The organism is Nonomuraea sp. NPDC051941 (assembly GCF_044593615.1).
The window spans coordinates 1-17,115 of the sequence record NZ_JBIUCF010000023.1 but is presented as its reverse complement, the minus strand read 5'-3'; the positions used below and the strand labels follow the sequence as shown (position 1 = coordinate 17,115).

Below are 17,115 nucleotides of genomic sequence, written 5' to 3'. Positions count from 1 at the left end.
GCTACCTCATGCCGTCCGCGTGCCCAAGCTGGTCTGCGGGGCGCGCGTGGAGATGCGGGAGGAGCATCGGCGGCGTCTGATTCACCCTGTTCAAACGGCCTGGCCACCGGTCGGTACTTGCTAGGCGAAGGGCTCCACTTCGCCCTCCGACCAGGACCGGCGGCGGCTGCGCTGCCACGCCTGGTAGACCGGCATCGCCTCCGCCTGCTCCCGGTACGCCGCGGCGAGCACGTCACGGATACCCGGTACGTGCTCGGCGACCGGCGAGCCCGCCGACCACAGGAGCCGCTCCCGTACCCACATCGGGTCGCCGGCCAGTGGCCTGACCACCACGTTCTCGCGCTCGGCCGTGATCGCCCTGCACAGGGACACTCCGTGCCCCTGGCTGATCAGGGAGAACACCAGGCTGGCGTCGGTGCGCTGGATGCGCCGCGGCACGAACCCCGCGCGGCGGCAGGTGTCCCGGAACATCGCCCGCATCCTGACGTCCTTGCCGACACCCGGCAGCCAGCGCTCGCCGGCCAGCGCGGCCAGCGGCACCTCGGGTTCGGCCGCGAGCGGGTGGTCCTTCGACAGGACGACGAAGACGGGCTCGACGCCCAGTACCGCTTCGCTCAGCCCTTCGGGCACCGGCAGCTCGTAGCCCGGATAGTCGACGCTCAGCCCGATCTCCAGCCGGGATTCGGCGAGCAGTTCGACCAGTTCCTCGTCCGCGTCGCTCACGTGCAGGGACACCTCGGCCTCCGGCAGCAACCGGCGGCTGACCGTCATCAGGCCGGCGGCCATCGGCCCGGCCGTGGCGCCGAGCCTGAGCGTGGCCAGGTCGCCGTCGGCGTCACGGCGTTGCACGTCGCGCACCAGATCGTCGTGCAACGCGATGATGCCCTGCGCATGGGACAGGACCATGACACCCAACGCCGTGGGCTTGGCGCCGGTTCCGTCGCGGGCGAAGAGCCTCCCGCCGAGCGCGCGCTCGATCCGCTGCAACTGCGCGGTGACGGCCGGCTGGCTGTGGCCGAGCACGGCCGAGGCCCGGCTGATGCTGCCGCACTCGGCGATCGCCGCGACAACCCGGAGGTGGCGGATCTCCAACTGCATAACGCGATGTTATGCCCGATTAGGAGTACCTACGCTCGATGTCCTGATCACAAAATCTTTCCTGCACCATCAGGAAGGAATTTGATGTCCAGGACGTCTCTGCGCCGGCGCCTGCCCGGTCTCTTGCTCACCACCGCCCTGTTAACCGCGAGTCTGACCTCCACCGCGAGCGCGGAGCCCACGCCGAGCGCCGATCCGGCACCCTCCCGGTGGACCTCCGGCACCCAGTCCACGGCGCCCCGCGGCTCGTGGGTCACCCTGCTGACGGGCGACCGCGTCTATGTCGAGGGGAACCGGGTCTCGATCGACCCCGCTCCCGGCCGCGAGAAGGTCGGTTTCAGCCAGTACGAACGCGACGGGCACCAGTTCGTCGTGCCGAACGACGCCCAGAAGCTGGTGTCGGCCGCCCGGCTCGACCGGCGGCTGTTCGACGTGACCGGGCTCGTCCAGGCCGGATACGACGACGCGCACGTCAACGACGTGCCCACCATCGTGTCGTACGAGGCCAAGGCCGCTGCCCGGGTCAGGTCGGCCGGGAAGGTCACCCGCTCGCTGCCCAGCATCGGCGCCGCCGCGGTGAAGGTCGGCAAAGCGAGAGCGCACGAGTTCTGGACCGAGGTGACCACCGGCCCGGCGACCCAGCGCACCGCGGCGGCCGGCATCGGGCGGATCTGGCTCGACGGCAAGCGCGAGGTCTCGCTGGACCAGAGCGTGAAGCAGATCGGCGCGCCGACCGCCTGGGCGGCCGGATACGACGGCAGCGGGATTACCGTCGCCGTCCTGGACACCGGGATCGACAACTCCCACCCGGACCTGGCCGGGAAGATCGTCGAGGAGAAGAACTTCACCGACGCCGCCGACACCGTGGACACCGTCGGTCACGGCACGCACGTCGCCTCCACCATCGCCGGCAGCGGTTCGGCATCGGGCGGAAAGTACCGTGGCGTGGCGCCCGGGGCGAACCTGCTGATCGGCAAGGTGTGCAGCACCCGCAACTGCACCGAGTCGGCGATCCTGGCCGGGATGGAGTGGGCCGCCGAGCGGGCGAAAGTGGTCAACATGAGCCTCGGCGGCACCGACTTCCCGGGCGTCGACGTCCTGGAGGAGGCGGTGAACCGCCTGACCGCGACCACCGGCACGCTGTTCGTCGTGGCCGCGGGCAACGAGGGCCGGAACGGCGGTGTGTCCTCGCCGGCCACCGCGGACGCCGCGCTCGCCGTGGGCGCGGTCGACAAACAGGATGCCCTGGCGTCATTCTCCAACCGCGGGCCGCGCGTCGACGGCGCGATCAAGCCGGACATCACCGGGCCGGGCGTGGGCATCGTCGCGGCGCTGGCGAAGGGATCCGACTATCCGGAGTACTCACCCGGGTACACCCAGCTGAACGGGACGTCGATGGCCACGCCGCACGTCGCGGGAGCCGCGGCGCTGCTGGCGCAGCAGCACCCGAAGTGGACCGGCCCCGACCTCAAAGCCGCGCTGGTCGCCACGGCCAAGCCGAACCCGGGCCTGAACGCCTTCCAGCAGGGCGCCGGCAGGGTCGACGTCGGCCGCGCCGTCCAGCAGGCCATCCTGCCCGACGTCACCGGCCTCGCGTTCGGGTCGCAACCGTGGCCGGCCGAAGACGACGTTCCCGTGACGAAGACGATCACCTACCGGAACGACGGCGCAGCGCCCGTCACCCTCGACCTCACGACCACGGCGACCGGCCCGGACGGGGTCGTCGCGCCCGACGGGCTGTTCACGGCCAGTCCGGCGCGGGCCGTCGTGCCGGCCGGTGGGACCGCGGCGGTCACGCTGACCGCCGACACCCGGGTGCCGTCGGCGACAGGCACCTTCACCGGAATGCTGCTGGCCTCGAACGCCGACGGCGTGTCGGTGCGGACCCCACTGACGATCACGAAGGGACACGAGACCCGCACCGTCACCTTCAAGCTCACCGACCGCGCGGGCACGCCGGCGAGCGACTACGACCTGTCGGTGGTCGGTCTCGATCTGGACGTCTTCCAGGTTCCCTACGACGCGTCGGGCACCGTGAAGGCCAAGCTCCGGCCCGGCCGCTACCACGTTCAGGCCACGGTGATCACACCCGACGGGACCTCGACGCTGCTGGTGCAGCCGAACCTCACCGTCGGGCACACCGACGACGGAGTCCTCACGCTCGACGCGCGCCAGGGCACACCGGTGTCGGTGACCGTACCGAAGTCCTCGGCGCGGACCCGGCTGGCCGCGGCCGGTTTCTTCCGCGGCCTGCCGCGCGGATACGGCCTGGCGGCGCGGATCGTCGGCGCCGACTTCGGCAAGCTGTTCACCGCGGACCTGGGTGAGGAGGTGACGGCCGATCAGGGCACGCTGGTGTCGGAGGTGCGCAGCTTCTGGGCCGAGCCGGGCGCCGACGGCACTTTCTACGGCTCGCCGTACGAGTACGACCTCGTGCAGTTCGTCCGCGGGCGGTTCCTCACCGGCTACCGCCACACCGTGCGCCCCAGTGAGCTGGCGACCGTGGTCAACCGCAACCACGGCGTGACCCCGGACAAGCAGCAGGGCTACATGCACAACTTCGGTTTCCCGCCCGAGGGCGGCAGCGCGATGTCGGGACCGATCAGGTATGACGTGCCCAGCACCCGGACCATCTACTACAGCGCGAAGGGCGTGGTCTGGGACAACCGGTGGGAGACGAGCGGAGCGCGCCAGACGCAGTTCTGGTACGACGACACCACCTGGCAGCCGGGCGGGAAATTCGTGGTCGACTGGCAACGCGGACCTGCCGGGCCGAAGTTCAACCCGCGCACGTACGTCGCCCGGGCGGGCAACACGATCATGTTGAACATCCCGCCGTTCGGCGACGACTCCGGGCACACCGGCTACTCGCTGCTCGACGGCGGCCGGGTCGGGTTCTACCGCGACGGCGTCCAGCTGGCCGAGATACCGAAGTACTTCTACGACGCCAGCGGGCCGGTGCCGTCGGCCGAGAGCACCTATCGGCTGGAGTACGACGTCGACCGTACCACCGGCTTCAACGCCTCCACCAAGATCAGCGGTGCGTGGACGTTCAGGTCCGGTGAGGTGAGCACGGACAAGTGGACGTACCTGCCCCTGTCGTCGTTCTCCTTCACGCCGCAGGTCGACCTGGCCAACAGCGCACCGGCCGGCCGGCCGTTCATGCTGCCGGTGAGCCTGAAGGCTCAGCCGGGCTCGGCCGCCTCGCGGACGCGGCGGGTCAGTGTCGAGGTCTCCTACGACGAGGGCGCGACGTGGCGGAAGGCGGTCCTGATCCCGACCGGAACGGACACGTGGCTGGCCACGCTGATCCACCCGGACAAGGGGTCGGTGTCCGTGCGCGCGCACGCGGAGCGGGCCGACGGCGGCACCGTCGACTACACCGTCATCCGCGCCTACAACCTGCGATGACGCCCGGCGGGCCTCGGGCACGTCGCCCGGGGCCCGCCGTTGTCACGCGCTGTCTGTCTCGGACGTCTCGGCCGAGTGGGTCGCCGATGAAACCGCCCATCCTGCACTGTGGGCCCTGGTCGGCCCTTCAGGCCACAGATCATCCGTCGCAGCAGGCGCGCCGCAGCGGGCACGGATGAGTTCGATCACAGTGCCGACGGTGCAGTCGAGGAAGCTGCGGCCATCGGGCAGCCGCGCCTCCGGACTGATGTAGCTGCGCCGCCCCATGTGGGTGGCCGGGTCAAGCCCGTGTACGGTGATCTTTCCGGCGCGGCCGGCCCGGTTCCATCCACTGCGGCGGAACAGCCGCCAACGCTGAGGGAAGATCCAGGCGCTGACCCGCTCAATCCAGTCGCTCGCGCTGGTGAGCTGATGCAGGTGATCGGCGTGAGTGAGATCGTTGGCGCCGTTGTGGAACCCACCGATGGTGATCAGCAGGAGCGGTGCCCGCAGCCGGGTGTGCAGTTCTTCAACCGCGCCGGTGGCGACCTGGGCGCCACCGCTGTAACTGAGCAGCACCACAGGTATGCCGCTGTCGGGCTGGTACCCCGCCCGGCGCAGCTGGTTGACGATCTGGGTGCCCACGGCGCGGTTGTACAGGGGACGGTACCTGTGGTCGGCGGCCACGAAGATCTGCATGACGTTGTGCAGGAACAGCAGGAGCCCGATGCGGTGACGGAGCCACGCCCACACCGGCCGGTCGGCGAGCGGGTCGGCCAGCGGAGAGTAGGGCTGCACCTGACCCAGCACCCGCAGCTCCGGCGCACCGGCGATCAGGGCTTGGACGAGCTGGCCCCCGTCGCGGGTGTCGCGGAAGCGACGTTTCCCGATGCCGTCCAGATAGACCAGGTAGGCGTCCGGAGGACGATCGGGATCCGCGCCTCGGGCATAGGGTATGCCCTCCGGTAGCTCGGTGGCAGGAGTACGCCAGCCGACGGTGTAGGCCGTGACCTCGTAGCGGGCGAGCAGAGCTTCGGCGAGCAGGACCGGACCAAGCAGCAGGACGAGAAGCGGGATCTCGATCATGTGACCAGCTTCTGCGGCCCGGTAGTGTTGATCTTCACGACCAGGCGCCGTACCGCATCGATGGCGGCGGCCAGCCCGACTCCGGCGACGGCCACGCAACCCGCGGCAGCCCACCAGCCCAGCCCCGTCGCGGCGGCGAGCGGGGCGACGAGGCCGGCCCCGACTCCCCCGACGAGCAGCAGGTGCAGCAGGGGCCCGAGCAGCGGGAACGCAAGGACGGCGGCGAGAAGTAGCGGAGCGACCAGGCCGGGTGTCCAGGTCAACGCGGCAACGACCGACAACGGAGCGGACAGCACCAGCTCGGCAAGGGTCCATGCGGTCAGCGGCCACAGAGCGAACGCAGCGCCCTCGACCAGGGCACCGGTCAGCATGAGCAGGATCGCGTGGGGCCGCGACACGCCGGGCCGGCGAGCCACCAGGGGCAGGAACCGCCCGACGGCCTCGGACAGGCCGGCGAACAGCAGCAGGACGACAACGACGGGTGACATCGCTCAGCGCTCCCGTGTCGAATCCGCCGGGTCCGGCCGGCTGCCACGGCCGGCCCGGTGCAGGTAGCGCTCGAGTTCGTCGGCGGCGCGCAGACAGCCGCCGGCCGCGCGCTGCTCGACCTGCAAGCGGGCCGCCGCGGCCCGGAAGCGTGGCTCGTCGAGCAGGCGTCGGGCGAGGGCGTTCACGAGTCCCGCCGCGGCGTCCTGGGGACGGATCGACAGCCCGGCGCCGAGCTCGACCACCTGCCGGGCCACGAGCGGCTGATCTGCGCCCTGCGGGACCACCAGCATCGGAACCCCGGCGTACAGGGCCTCGTTGACGCTGTTCATCCCTCCGTGAGTGACGAACAGCGCAGCACGGGCCAGCACCTCGAGTTGCGGTACGAAGCGGCGAGCATGCACGTTGTCCGGCAGCGGATCCAGCGCGGCTGGATCCGTCTCTCCGGTGGAGATGATCACGGTGCCGCCCAGTGGTGCCAGCGCGGTGGCGAAGTTACGCAGCAACCGCGGGGCGGCTTTCAGCACCGTGCCCACCGAGGCGTACAGCACCGGAGCTTGCAGGCTGTCGGCCGGGAACGACGGGTCGGGTGGACGGACGCCGATGCTCGGGCCGACGAACTGGTACGACCGGTCGAAGGCGTCGACGCCGGGCTGGAACGCGCGCGAGGTGAAGACCAGGTTGAGCGGCTGCTGTACGTTCGCCAGGTCCAGCAGCGGCAACCCACGGGTGTCGTAGCGGCGGTACAACTCCCACCGCGACCGCAGGTAGCCCCGGACATTGCGGGGCCGGGCCGCCGCCGCGGCCAGCAGCTCCCACGAGGCGGCGGTGGGGCTGGGCGCATACCTGTTGAACGCGAACGTGGTGAACAACGCTGCCGCCGGCACCCCGAGTTCGCGGGCGGCGACTGCGCCCCAGGGGCAGGCGGCGCCGTGGACGATCAGGTCAGGCCGGATGCGACGCAGATCGGAAAGCACAGGCGGCAGCAGACCGACGGCAGTGCGCGCAAGCCCGTCCAGCATCGTGAGCGGTATCGGCGGATCGGGGAGCGGTTGGTCACCCCCGGGGTAGAGGCACACGGCCGCACCGGTGGCCTCGATCTCCTTCGAGAACGCGGGCGAGGTGTGATACGTGACGAAGTGGCCACGGCGGACAAGCTCGGCTACGACCGGCAGCGTCGGATTGACGTGCCCGTGCATGGCGATGTTGAGGAACGCGATGGTACTCACCGGCCGCCCCCCGCTGCGGAGGCGGTCCGTGCCTGGCCCAGGCCGGCCGATGCCGCAGGAGACCCGTCAACCCGATACAGGCCGGGCCCACTGATGCGCAGCCCGTCGAGAAAGCGGCCCGCTTCGAGGCAAGCAGTCTCGATCAGCCGGTGGGATTGGCCGAAGTCCCACGGGGCGGGCCAGGCCTCGATGCCGGTCGGCAGCACGACGGTCGGAATCTGTTCGGACACGTCGTGCAGGTCGCGCTCGATCTGATGGTGCCACAGCAGCTGCCCTGCCCGGGCGGCGACCGCGCCGGCCCGCAGGGGAGGGACGATCGGGCGCAGCGGACAGCTCGCCGGCCCGGTCGACAGCACCAGCACGCTGGCCGCCCCTGCTTGCAGAGCAGCCCGTACCGGGACGTAGGCGATCACCCCGCCGTCGACAAGCGTCCGGCCTTCCCGCTCCACCGGGGGCAGGACCCCCGGAACGGCCGCGCTGGCCAGCAGCGCGGACTCGAGATCTCCATGGTCGAGCAGCACCTGGTCGCCGGTGGCCAGGTCCGTTGCCACCGCGGCGAAGGGGATCTCCAGCTGTTCGATCCGCGACGGCAGCTCCGCCCGAGCGATCAGTCTGCGCAGGCCGCGGTCCGCGCAGATGCTGGCCCGCGAGGACAGATAGCCGAACGGAAACACCTGACGGCGACGCGCCTGGGTCCACACGCGATCCAGCCAAGGTGCGGCCTTGCCGGGGTGTGCGGCCGCGATGGCTCCGTTGAGGGCTCCCACCGAGGTTCCGATGATCAGTTCCGGGACGAATCCTCGCTGCTCCAATGCCCATCCGACGCCGACCTGCGCAGCCCCGAGCACTCCCCCGCCCCCGACCACCACCGCCACGGGACGGGGAAGGGCGCGCAAACCCACCGGCTGCGGGCCCGCGTCCGGGCGGCTCGATGACGAGGAGCGCGTCCTCTCGTCGTCCGTCATGGCTTGACGCTGCGCAGCGCCGTGACCACCCGGCGAGTCGCCCTCGCTGACGCCATGGAGAGCCGAGGAGGCCAATCTCCGGCGATATGTAACCCTCATGCTCCGCCCTCTCTCACCACGGCGCTCGATTCCTCAACCAAGACCGGTCGGCCACCAGATCGGTGACTACGTCGGCCAACTTGTTCGTCTAAGTCGTCGCCGCGAAGGGGGGGAGCGAACGATGCGGCCCGTTGCGATCAGGTCAGGTCGGCGAGGTCCTCCTCGGTGAGGATGATCGACCGGGCGGCCAGGTTCTCCTCCAGATGGGCCACGGAACCGGTGCCCGGGATGGCCAGGACGATCGGGGACAGGGCCAGCAGCCAGGCCAGGGCGATCTGCTGGACGGTGGCGCGGTGCCGCTCGGCGACCTTGACCAGGGCGGGGTCGTTGAAGTCGGCCCTGCCGCCGCCGAGGGGGAAGAAGGGGACGAAGGCGATGCCGGCCTGCGTGCAGGCGTCCAGGACGGCCGTCTCGTCACGGTTGGCGATATGGAAGTCGTTCTGGACGGCCGTGACAGGAGCGATCGTGCGGGCCTCGGCGAGATGGCCGGCATCGACGTTGCTGATGCCCAGGTGGCGGATCAGGCCCTGCTCGCGGAGCGCGGCGAGCGCCTCGAAGCGTTCGGCGAGCGACTCGCCGTGGGGCGGCCCCACCGTGCCGATGCGCAGATAGACCAGGTCGAGGCGATCCAGGCCCAGGCTCTGGAGGTTGGCTTCGACCTGGGGCCGAAGGTCGGCGGCGGTGCCCTGGCCGGGACCGTCGGGACCGAAGACCGGGCCGACCTTGGTGGCGATGACCAGATCGTCCGGGTACGGAGACAGAGCCTCGCGGATCAGGGTGTTGGCGCGTACCGAGCCGTCCTGGGTGCGGTAGAAGTCGGCGGTGTCGATGTGGTTGACGCCGAGTTCAACGGCTCGGCGCAGGACGGCGCGACCGGACTCGGGGTCGCGGGCGGGTCCGCCCAAGCCGCTCTGGGGTAGGCGCATGGCGCCGAAACCGAGCCGGTCGATCGTACGGTCGCCGCCGAGGCGGAACTGGTTGGTCATGTCTCTTCTCATGGTGTGTGGTGCCTGGAGAAACAGGGCCGCCACTTCGGTCGGCACCGAAGCGGGGCACCCTCGTGGCACGGGCCGGGACATCCGTGCAGCCATTACCGTATCATTTGCGATAGTATCAATCAATACTACTTTGCGCGCCCAAGAGACGGTGGACGGCGGCAACTCCGCCCGCGTCGGCTCGCCAACGCCACTGGCCGTTCGTTGTCGATCAAGCCCCGGGTCTTGGGTGCGGCGCGCCGTACACTGCCGGGATGAGTGCCAAGCGCCTGGCCGCGTTATGCGCGGCTGCCGTCCTGGGCGCGGGGTGCGCCGACGCGCCGCCGCGAGGTGCGGCCGCGCCGACCGCCACCTCCCCCAGCCTCACCGCGGCAACCCCCAAACCCTCTCCGGTTCGTACGGCCCGAGGCCGGGGCTGGCGGCTCGAGCACGTCGGCGACCAACGCGGAACCCGGCTGAACGCGGTCGCAGCCAGCGGTCCGCGCGACGTGTGGGCGCTCGGCACCCGCGAGGAGTTCGACTACGAGGACGGCAGCAGCAGTACCACGATCACCATGCACTGGGACGGCAAGGCCTGGTCGTGGGTGTCGGGCTCGGCCGACGCCGGCGCGTCCGGCTCCGACGGCGCAAACGGGATCATCCTGGTCGACTCGGAGGCCGCCGAGAGCGGCTTGAGCGGGACCATCCGGGTCGCGCCCGACGGCAGCCGGACCGAGCTACCGCCGATGGCGGGGACGAACCGTAGGCGCGAGGTCGGCGTCTCCGCGGTGAGCGCGGTGCCCGGAACGAGGACGATCTACGCAGTCGGCCTCGCCTATGGCAAGAACTTCGGCCCCATGATCGCCCACTACCGCTGAGTTCCACCCGCGTGACGTTCTGCCAATCCACTACCCATGACCTCGGTCCGGTGGCGCCCCACCAACGCGGCTGGCCGTTCCGTTGTCGATCAAGCCCCAGCTCGCGCCGGATCCAGTGAGACAGGACACGACTGGCCATGTCGGACGGCACGCGGCCCGGCCTACGCTGCGTCGGCTGATCCGCAGCTGAACGGCACGGCCTTGAGGACGCGGGTCATCTGGTTCCGGCGGCGCCCGCCGCAACGAGTCCCAGGAGGTTGTCGTGAATCTCGGCGAACCGGGCCCGCACCGCTTCCGCGGCCTTGGCGACATCGCGCGCGGCGGGGTCGCGACGCCGTTCGAGCAGCAGGTGGACGGTGTCGGCGAGTGCGGTTTCGGGATCGTCGATGCTGAGCGGGCCTGCGACATCGGGGTCGTTCATGACGGTGCTGAACCCGACCAGCACGGCGTGCAGGGCGTACATCTGCCCGGACAGCGGGAGATCGTCGCGCACGATCCCGTGGTCGCGCAGGATCGTCACGACCGCGTTGCCCAACGCGCTCGGGGTGGCCTCGACGAAGCGCTCCCGGTCGGCGGGGCGGTGGAGCAGCTGCCGCAGGGCGCTGTCGTTGCTCATGAGCCACCGCAGCCACGGGTTGCCCAGGGTCGTGCGGATGAGCAGCGGAGCGAGACGGCGGGGCAGGACGGACTGCGGGTCCCGGGCGATCTGGTTGTTGATGGTCTCGAGCCAGGCCAGTACCTCGCGCGCGACCAGCCCCACGAGCAGGTCTTCCTTGGTCTCCCAGTACAGGTAGACCGTGCCCTTGCCCACGCCCGCGGCCGCGGCGATCTCGGCGATGGTCACCTTGCGGACGCCGTGTTCGAGGACCAGCTCGCGCGCGCTGTCGAGGATTCTGGCCGCCTTGACGGAGTCGTGTTCGATCAGCCGGCTCACCGTCGTGGTTCCTCCCCTTCGCTCTTCGGCGGCATGATGTTACCGGGGTTCACGGAGGTGAACCCAACCGTGCGGCGGGCCCCGAGGCCCAGGTCATCTCAGGCCGATGTCGACCGTCTTCATCCTGGAAGCCTTGCTGCGGTGCTCGGCCTCCGAGAGGAGCGTTCTGCCGAGCGTCGTCCCCACGACGTGGTCGAAGACGAACCGGATCCCGTACTCGGTGCGGTCGGCCGGGACAAAAAGCTTGCGCATGGCCATGCCGGAGCCCTGGTGGAACTCGATGAAGGGGCGGAGTTTCGCCTCCCAGGCCCGCAGCGCCCGCGGCACGTCTCCGGGATACCGCTCCAGCATCGTACCCAGCATGTCGGCCCCGGCCAGGCCGCTGGAGGCCCCCATCCCGGAGTAGAGGGTCAGGCACCACGCCGAGTCGCCGACGAGCACCACCCTGCCCTGGTGCCACGTGTCGAGCCGCACCTGCTCGGCGGTGTCGAACAGGTGGTCCGGCGCCTGCTCGAACTGGTCGAGCAGCCAGCCGAGCGTCGCACCCGTGGGTTCCGGTCCGAACACCGCCCGCAGCGAGTCGATGGCGGGCCGGGTGAACTCGCCGTCCACATCGTCGGTCCGGTAGTTGAACAGCACCGTCGGTGGCCGGTCGGCGAAGGCGAACACCCATGCCGACCGGCCCAGCTCGGACATGATGATTCCGTCCGTGCCCCGGAAACCGGGGACCGAGCCCGGCAGGGCGCACGCCGCGAGCATGTAGCCGAGACGGTAAATGCGGCCTTCATCGGGCCCGAACGCCAGCCGGCGCACGGTCGAGCGCAGGCCGTCGGCCCCGACCACGAGGTCGAACCGTTCGGTGGTCACCGTCCCCGCGGCCCGATCCTCGATGTCGACCTGCACGCTTTCCGCGTCCTGGCGTAGCGCGACCGGAAGGGACGAGTACCGGATCTCCACGTCCTCGGGCAGGGCGTCGAACGCGGCCTGCTCGACGTCGCCGCGCACGACCGGGCGTGACTCGCCGGCCACGGCCTCGGCGAAGCCCATGCCGCGCCGCCGCCGGCCCGCGCGATCGACGTTGTAGTAGGCGATGTCCGTCGAGAAGCGGTTCGGCACCTCGATGCCCAGGCGCTCTGCCGCGGTGATCCCGGTGCCGAAGAGGGTGAGGAAGTACCCGCCGCGGCGGCGGTCGGCTGCTTTCTCCAGGACGACAACGTCCCAGCCCGCCTTGTGCAGCCGCAGCGCGGAGGAGGTTCCGCTGACGCCGAGTCCGACTACAAGAGCCCGCTGTCGAGGGGTGGTGTTCGTCTTCATGGCCGAGACTATACTCGCTGACCAAATTGGTCATCTGGTCAGTCTGGCCAACGTGAACGGAGTTCCCGCCATGCCAACCGTTTTCGTCCACGGCTCCCCTGAGACGCCGGAGGTCTGGGAGCCGCTGCTCGTCGAGCTCGACCGTATCGCTCGCCCCGGCCCGATCCGCCTGTCCCCCGCCCGGTTACCCTCAACGCGGTGACGGCCCGCCCGGACCTCGTGCGCAGCTGGGTCAGCGATGTGCCGGAGAACACGGAACCGGACCCCGCCGTCCCGCTCGGCCCGGACCTCGCGATGCGGGTCGCGATGCTCGTGACGTTCGGCATGAGTGAGCCGGTGGCGATGCGGGTCACGGCAGGCCAGGATGAGGCGATGGGGCGGGCCGCACACGCGCTCTACCGATCAGCCGCCCAACCGGTGATGGCCGAGCTGGGCCGCAACCTCGAACGCGCGGCGCAGCGGCCGGGCCTCGCCCTGCTCGCCACCGAGGACCTCCTGGTCGGGACCGACGAACAGCGCTGCCGCACGGCCCGGCTGGCCGGCGCCAGGACTGCAACACTCGACGGGCTCGGCCACTGGTGGATGGCTCAGGACCCCGGCCGTGGTGCCCAGGTACTCACCGATTTCTGGGACTCGTTGGAACGCTGACGAGCCAAGCGACGGAAGAACCCTGCGACATGGAAGGCCTCGCTGTGAACGGACGGCGGATTGTCGCCCACCAGAATGTCTGCCGAATTGATCAGGACGCGGAGAATCCCGCCTCTCGGTTCGAGAGGCGGGTCAACCGTCATGCATGAATGGGATGAGATTGTTTGGTGGGGTCATACTCTCGGCGGGCTGCGCCTCCATGCAGTTCAAGCGGCATGTGGCTACTCGTGAGGAACTCCGCCGAGCCGGTCTCGTCGGCGTATGTTCAGGTCAGTGACTCGCTCTGGATCCCTGATTGATCGGGGATGGTGCGCAGCGGGATCGCCTGGGCCAAGACTTGATGGTGCTCGCGAGGAGAGAGAAGCGCCATCCTGTTGGCCGCTCATTCGACGGACCGAGGTGTGTCAGAGAAGATGCACCGGAACGGGCCGGAAATACCCATCAGCCGTGGGTGGGATTATGGGGGATCTTGGCGTAGTTCTCGCCGGGCTGCAACCCGAGCCTCGTGTGCGGCCGTCATCCCGGTGCGGCGGGCGCCCGGATCGCTTCACCGTGGGCCGTGGTGTTCGTCGTCGGGGGTGACGTAGCCGATGCCCCCGTGCAGCCGGACGGTGTTGTAGAAGGTGCGGCGTGCCGGAACATCCAACGGCCGAACCGGTTGCGGCTGTTAACCGCGGATCGGCATGGGACCTGCGGGTTCAGCCCCCGTGGGGTCCGCTTCGGCGCGCAGGATCCGCCAGCTCACATAGGCGCAGGCGGCGGTTGCGGGCATGGTCAGCAGTGTGCTGGCGATCCCGAGCGCGATCACGTTCCCGGCCAGGTACAGAGGCACCATCAACGTCGCGCCGAGGGCGAATTTCGCCACGAAGACGGCTGTGCACTTCTGGTAGCGGCGCCGCCTCGCACGATCGCGCCGCCAGGTGACCCGTTCACGGCGCGCTTGCCCCACCACCAACCCGATCAACGGCCACCCCACCACCATGGACACCAGGAACACGACCGAGCCGACCACGCTGGTCAGCACACCGACAAGGTAGAAGTTGACCCCGTCCCCGGTACTCCCGGCCAAGAACGCGGACACGCCCACCGTGAGCAGCCCGCCGGCTGCCTGCCAGTACTTTCGGTCGGTCAACACCCGGGCCACCGCGAAGACGAACACACCGCCGACTGCGATGAGGGCGGAGATCACCACTCGGCCGGTCATCAGATAGGCAACCGTGAACAGCGCTCGGGATGCGATGGATTCCGCGAGCGTGCGCCAGCCGCCCACTACGGCGAACAAGGACAGCGACTTCTGCGTCAGCATGTTGAAGTTCATGTGCCGACCACCGCACCATTGGATCCGCCGGGGGTGGGAACCATACGGGGGGTGCCTGCGGTGGCGTCGGGGGCGGGGAAGCTGTCGCGGCGCATCGCGTCCTCGTAAGCACCGATGGCAGCGCGCAGACTCTGCTGCCCACGGGAGGCCTGAACCAGGCCATCGCAGAGGCGGTGCGCATCCTGCATCGCCAAGTTGCCGCCGAAACCCGGTGCCACATGGATCGCATCGCCGATGACCGTCACCGGAGCAGCCGGCCATGCCGGCATCGGCGGGATCAGCCCGCCCCGCAGCGCGACCGTGAGGTTCGGCCATGCGTTGTCGACGACCATCCGCAACGTCGGGTGAAAACCGGCGGACACCTCCTGGGCTCGGCGCCACACCGTGGCCGGTGATTCGGCCGAACCGAGCAGTTCCTGCGTGACGGGCAGCGCCCACATCATGTAGTCCTCGGCATCGGCGACGACGCGGGAGCGCAGAGCAGGCAGCCACTCCTGACTCGCGGCGACCGGCGGCCGGCTGAACCGCAGCACGCCCATCGCCATCATCGTGCCGTGCGCCTGTGCGTTGGCGGGGCTGTGGCCGATCAGTTCGGGTAGCCCGGTACCGGCCATGGCCCGCAGTGATGTCGCGCCCATCAGCATGCGTTTCCCCGTGTCGACCACCCGCACGTGAGGCAGGTACTGGCGGCGAACGGCCGAACCGATGCCGTCCGCACCGATCAGCACGTCCGCGGTGTCCGTGCTGCCATCGGCGAACCATGATCGGACGGTCCCGTCGGGCCGCTGTTCGAACCGCGTGAACTCCGCCCCGAACTGCACCGTGTCCTCCAGTCCGGTCAGCAGCACCGCCCGCAACAGCGGCCGGTGTACCTGCCGACCGGGCCGCACGCCCGCTGTGCCGTCCAGCGGTTGGCTCCGCCCGACCACCAGCCTTCCCTCTGCTTCGGACAGGAGCAGCCTCTGTTCGCGCGGTCCGCCCATGGTGGCCTCCGCCATCGCCACGTGCGGCGGCGGCAAGCACGCCCGCAGCGCAGCCGTTCCGCGGTCATCAAAATGCAGGCTGATGCCCTGCGGGCGCCCCTGCTCAGCTTCCCGCTCGTATACCACGACGTCGATTCCCGCCCGTCGCAACCCGTGGGCCAGCGTCAACCCGCCAAGCCCCGCACCTACCACGACCACCTTCACCCTGCCGACCTTTCTTCACCGGTTGATGAAGTTCAAGGTAACACGTACCGGAGCAATAACTTCACCAATCGATGAGGAAAGAACCGATAGACTCGCCCTGCCATGACAGAACACAGCCCCTCTGCTCGCCCCGGACGCTGGCGATCCGGCGCGGAAAGCAGGCAACGGATCCTGGAAGCCGCCCGCGCACTGTTCCGCGAGCACGGCTACGGCGGCACGACCGTGCGCGCTGTCGCCACCCAGGCGGAGGTCGATCCGGCCATGGTGTTCTACTTCTTCAAAACCAAGCAGGGCCTGTTCGCCGCGGCCACGGAGATGCCCCCCCATCTGCCGTCAGCCATCGAATCGATCTTCACCGGCGGCCTCGACGGCATCGGCGAACGCATCATCCGGACGCTCTTGGAGAACCTGGACAAACCCGGCCGCACGCCGCTCATGATGCTGACCCGGTCAGCCCCCACTCACGAGGCATCCGAGGCACTACTCCGCGAATTCATCGACCGGGAAATCACCAGTCGGCTTGCGGCGATGCTCGACACGCCCGACGCCGCGCTACGGGCCGGCATGGTGAACGTCCAGATCCTGGGCCTCGCAGTAGCGCGTTACATCGTACGACTCGAGCCGATCGCCTCCGCGTCCACCGATGAACTGGTGGCCCGCCTCGGCCCGGTCGTGCAGCAGTGCCTCACCGGACAGGGGGCTACTGCCACTACCAACACGCCGGGCAGTGGAAGGTGATCGACCGTGCCAACGCGGCGGCGGGGAAGATCCTTTCCTGCTGATGCTCGGGGATCACGCCCATCTGGCCCTGAAAGATCCTGTCTCATCCCGAAAGGCGGCGCTTCGCCCGCATTTGATCGACGGCCGGACGGCCGTCTGGCCAGCCGCTTCACCCGGCAGTACCCCGAAAACATGCCGCAATCGCGACCGTATCCCAGCGACCCGTCCAACACCCGATGGGCCCTCGTCGAGCCAGTCCTGACCGCCTGGCGTGCCGAACGCCGAGCAGGCGCCCTCGACATCGGCCGGCCACCCGAGCACGACCTGCGCACCATCCTGAACGCCATCCTCTACGTCATCCGCACCAGCCATCCCCTGGCTCTTCACCTCCGCCTTCCGGGAGTTCTTCACAGCCGAAGGGTTGCGGGTCATCACCACCCTGCCGCGGACTCCGAGGATGAACGCCATGTGCGAGCGGGCCATCGGCACCCCTACGCCGCGAACTCCTGGACCGGATCCTGATCCTCGGCGAACCTTTGCGCTCCAGGAGTATCTGATCCATGACAACAGGCATCGGCCGCACCAGTCGCGGCACCAACGTCCCCCGGACTCCATGATGCGGCCCTTCCGCAACGTCACCGACCTCAACGACCCGCGGTCCATCCGCCGATTAACCGCAGCTCAGGCCCCGTAACTGGGTGTGTCCAGTCAGTGGTGTATCTCGATCTTGTTTGATTAGCGGGTGGTCGGGGTCAGACGGCCTTCGAAGGTGATGGCGAAGGCGTTCAG

General features: G+C 69.5%; 15 protein-coding genes. 5 read left to right on the top strand and 10 right to left on the bottom strand.

What is annotated here, in order from left to right:
- Positions 1–120: 120 nt before the first annotated feature.
- The gene (locus ACIHFD_RS33930) at positions 121–1,098 is read right to left on the bottom strand and encodes a LysR family transcriptional regulator (RefSeq protein WP_397370388.1); all 978 of its coding nucleotides are present in this window, start codon (positions 1,096–1,098) and stop codon (positions 121–123) included.
- 84 nt (positions 1,099–1,182) lie between these two features.
- Between ACIHFD_RS33930 and ACIHFD_RS33925 the strand changes: the two genes are divergently transcribed.
- On the top strand, positions 1,183–4,509 hold the full coding sequence (locus ACIHFD_RS33925; RefSeq protein WP_397370387.1) for a S8 family peptidase: 3,327 nt from the start codon (positions 1,183–1,185) through the stop codon (positions 4,507–4,509).
- Positions 4,510–4,551: 42 nt separating this feature from the next.
- On the opposite strand, the gene ACIHFD_RS33920 is transcribed toward ACIHFD_RS33925, so the two are convergent.
- The 5 genes from ACIHFD_RS33920 to ACIHFD_RS33900 all read right to left on the bottom strand — a co-directional run bounded on the left by ACIHFD_RS33920 (position 4,552) and on the right by ACIHFD_RS33900 (position 9,339).
- On the bottom strand, positions 4,552–5,574 hold the full coding sequence (locus ACIHFD_RS33920; RefSeq protein ID WP_397370386.1) for a hypothetical protein: 1,023 nt from the start codon (positions 5,572–5,574) through the stop codon (positions 4,552–4,554).
- Complete coding sequence (locus ACIHFD_RS33915) at positions 5,571–6,062, bottom strand: hypothetical protein (protein WP_397370385.1); 492 nt, start codon at positions 6,060–6,062, stop codon at positions 5,571–5,573. The genes ACIHFD_RS33920 and ACIHFD_RS33915 overlap by 4 nt, the downstream gene beginning before the upstream one ends.
- 3 nt (positions 6,063–6,065) lie before the next feature.
- Positions 6,066–7,289 carry a macrolide family glycosyltransferase gene (locus ACIHFD_RS33910; protein WP_397370384.1) on the bottom strand — a complete coding sequence of 408 codons (1,224 nt, stop codon included), beginning with the start codon at positions 7,287–7,289 and terminating at the stop codon, positions 6,066–6,068.
- Positions 7,286–8,254 carry a patatin-like phospholipase family protein gene (locus ACIHFD_RS33905; protein WP_397370383.1) on the bottom strand — a complete coding sequence of 323 codons (969 nt, stop codon included), beginning with the start codon at positions 8,252–8,254 and terminating at the stop codon, positions 7,286–7,288. The genes ACIHFD_RS33910 and ACIHFD_RS33905 overlap by 4 nt, the downstream gene beginning before the upstream one ends.
- 236 nt (positions 8,255–8,490) lie before the next feature.
- Positions 8,491–9,339, bottom strand: a complete 849-nt coding sequence (locus ACIHFD_RS33900) for an oxidoreductase (RefSeq protein WP_397370382.1) — start codon at positions 9,337–9,339, stop codon at positions 8,491–8,493.
- A gap of 263 nt (positions 9,340–9,602) precedes the next feature.
- Between ACIHFD_RS33900 and ACIHFD_RS33895 the strand changes: the two genes are divergently transcribed.
- Positions 9,603–10,205, top strand: coding sequence for a hypothetical protein (locus ACIHFD_RS33895; protein ID WP_397370381.1), 603 nt, complete (start codon positions 9,603–9,605; stop codon positions 10,203–10,205).
- A gap of 214 nt (positions 10,206–10,419) precedes the next feature.
- Here the strand turns inward: ACIHFD_RS33895 and ACIHFD_RS33890 are convergent, their stop codons facing one another.
- Together ACIHFD_RS33890 and ACIHFD_RS33885 are read right to left on the bottom strand one after the other, a co-directional pair.
- Entirely contained in the window at positions 10,420–11,139 is a 720-nt protein-coding gene (locus ACIHFD_RS33890) for a TetR/AcrR family transcriptional regulator (protein WP_397370380.1), read from the bottom strand.
- A 93-nt stretch (positions 11,140–11,232) separates the two neighbouring features.
- On the bottom strand, positions 11,233–12,453 hold the full coding sequence (locus ACIHFD_RS33885; RefSeq protein WP_397370379.1) for an FAD-dependent monooxygenase: 1,221 nt from the start codon (positions 12,451–12,453) through the stop codon (positions 11,233–11,235).
- Positions 12,454–12,651: 198 nt separating this feature from the next.
- On the opposite strand from ACIHFD_RS33885, the gene ACIHFD_RS33880 reads away from it, so the two are divergent.
- On the top strand, positions 12,652–13,101 hold the full coding sequence (locus ACIHFD_RS33880) for an alpha/beta fold hydrolase (RefSeq protein ID WP_397370378.1): 450 nt from the start codon (positions 12,652–12,654) through the stop codon (positions 13,099–13,101).
- Positions 13,102–13,768: 667 nt separating this feature from the next.
- Here the strand turns inward: ACIHFD_RS33880 and ACIHFD_RS33875 are convergent.
- Positions 13,769–14,419 (bottom strand): DUF3159 domain-containing protein, encoded by a 651-nt coding sequence (locus ACIHFD_RS33875; protein ID WP_397370376.1) that lies wholly within the window; start codon positions 14,417–14,419, stop codon positions 13,769–13,771.
- The gene (locus ACIHFD_RS33870; RefSeq protein ID WP_397370375.1) at positions 14,416–15,606 is read right to left on the bottom strand and encodes an FAD-dependent oxidoreductase; all 1,191 of its coding nucleotides are present in this window, start codon (positions 15,604–15,606) and stop codon (positions 14,416–14,418) included. Before ACIHFD_RS33870 ends, ACIHFD_RS33875 begins: the two co-directional genes overlap by 4 nt.
- Before the next feature lie 102 nt (positions 15,607–15,708).
- On the opposite strand from ACIHFD_RS33870, the gene ACIHFD_RS33865 reads away from it, so the two are divergent.
- Together ACIHFD_RS33865 and ACIHFD_RS33860 are read left to right on the top strand one after the other, a co-directional pair.
- Complete coding sequence (locus ACIHFD_RS33865; RefSeq protein ID WP_397370374.1) at positions 15,709–16,344, top strand: TetR family transcriptional regulator; 636 nt, start codon at positions 15,709–15,711, stop codon at positions 16,342–16,344.
- A 174-nt stretch (positions 16,345–16,518) separates the two neighbouring features.
- A complete protein-coding gene (locus tag ACIHFD_RS33860) occupies positions 16,519–16,848 on the top strand; it encodes a transposase (RefSeq protein WP_397370373.1) in 330 nt (109 codons plus the stop codon).
- Positions 16,849–17,115 lie beyond the last annotated feature (267 nt).